A 1,733-nucleotide genomic window follows, 5' to 3' on the forward strand; every position below is an offset into this window, starting at 1 on the left:
CGCTGTCCTCGGCAGTGCTCCGGCTGCGCCACAGCGGCAACCCGGGCGCGAAGCTCGCTTTTGCGGCGCTCTGGGTCCTGATTTTCGCCCTCAGCTATCTTCTGTGACGGATGGAACCGGGGGGAGATCGACATGGCCAAGACCGCTGAGACACGCGGCGCGGACGACGGCATGGGCCCGCTCGACTCGGGTCTCGGGCTGCTGTTCCTCGCGGCCTTCCCGCTGATCCTGCTGCTGTTCCAGGGCCGCGCGAGCTCTGCCTTTGCCGCGGTCTTACAGCTGGCAATGCTGCTGTCCGCGCTGCGGCTGATCCACCGCGGCCAGCAGATCCAGAACGCCTATGACGCCGCGACCGCCGCCCGCGCGCCCCGCTTTCCGCGCAAGATCGCGGGCGCCTTGCTGATCGGGCTGATGGTGCTGATCCTTGCCGGGCATCACTTCGCCAACCTCCTCGTGCCGCTGGTCTTCGGCATCGTCGCCACCGGGCTCAGCCTCGCCGCCTTCGGCTTCGACCCGCTGACGCCCAAGGGCTGCATTTGCGGCACCGGGAACGCCTGCGAGGAAGACACGACCGGCCCCGATCCCCTGGCGCTCGAGGCGCTGGAGCGGATCAATGCCAAGCTCGACGAGATGGTCTACGAGGTCGCCAACCTCGGCGATACCGAGCTGACCCGCCAGGTCGAGGCGCTGAAAAACGGCATCATGGGGCTGATCCGCACGCTGGGCGAGGATCCGGGCGGCATCAGGCGCCTGCGCAGGCCCGTTGTCCGCTTCGTGGAACTGTTCCGTCGCGAGAACGACCAGCTCGTCGCGGCCTGGGATACGGTCGACCGCGTCCGGGCGCGCCGGCGCTACGTCGCCCGCGTCACCGCGCTGGGTGACACCTTCGAGGACCGCGCCCGCAAGGCCGGTGCAAGGACCGGGCGTGACGCCTTCGAACTGGAGGCCGACCTCCTGTGGAACCGCATGGCACACAACCGCGCTGCCTGAGCGAAACCGCGCCGACTCCCCTAGCAAGTTCCCGCCTTTGCCCCTAAGTTTTCCACGAACCGCGGAAATACTGGAGGCGGCATGTCTGGTTCTGCACTGCAGAGAACGGCTTATGTTCTTCTGATCGTGCTCCTTTTCGGGGTCTCTTCGGGATGGCTCGGAGGGCTCTGATATGGCGCAGCGCTACGGCGGCAAGTACAGCCCCGACTCCCCCGAGGGCGAGGCCCCCGAGACGGCAGAACGCGTCCGCCCCAGCCACTACAAGGACGCGCGGGTCGATCCGGTCGGCGCCCGTTCCAACGTGCTCTTCGCGCCGCCCATCGTGCTGGCCGCAACCTCGCTCGGCGGCGGCGCGGCACAGCTCGCCACCGGCCTTGCCGGCGCCGGTGTGCTGCTTCTGGGCGCGTGGCTCCTGCGCGAGGGGCTGCGGGCCGAGGCCGCCTTCGCGGAACGCCGCGTGGCGCGCCGTCCGGCGATTCCGCGCAAGATCTTCGCGGCCGGGCTCGCCGGGCTCGGCGTCGCCATCGCGGTCCTGAGCAAGGCCGATTCCATGCAATTCGCCGCCCCCCTGCTTTACGGGCTCAGCGCCACCGCGCTGCATCTTGCCGCCTTCGGCATCGACCCGCTCCGGAGCAAGGGCATGGAGGGCGTCGACACCTTCCAGCAGGACCGCGTCGCCCGCGCCGTGCAGGAGGCCGAGACCTACCTGACCGAGATGGAGGACGCCGTCCGCCGCGCCCGAG

Annotated in this window: 1 protein-coding gene and 1 pseudogene; both read left to right on the forward strand. The window is 69.5% G+C overall.

Annotated features, from left to right (window positions below):
• Window positions 1-132 precede the first annotated feature (132 nt).
• Window positions 133-990: a hypothetical protein gene (locus HC022_RS25885; protein ID WP_167454296.1), complete on the forward strand. Its 858-nt coding sequence runs from the start codon at window positions 133-135 to the stop codon at window positions 988-990.
• Between the two features lie 172 nt (window positions 991-1,162).
• Window positions 1,163-1,733: pseudogene (locus tag HC022_RS25890) on the forward strand (hypothetical protein); the annotation flags it as partial.

Origin of the sequence: Salipiger sp. HF18 (assembly GCF_011806505.1) — a bacterium.
Lineage (GTDB): Bacteria > Pseudomonadota > Alphaproteobacteria > Rhodobacterales > Rhodobacteraceae > Salipiger > Salipiger thiooxidans.

What these genes read in the sequence shown, in the direction of transcription:
- HC022_RS25885 (WP_167454296.1), top strand. Translation starts at nt 133, where the DNA reads ATGGCCAAGACCGCTGAGACACGCGGCGCGGACGACGGCATGGGCCCG.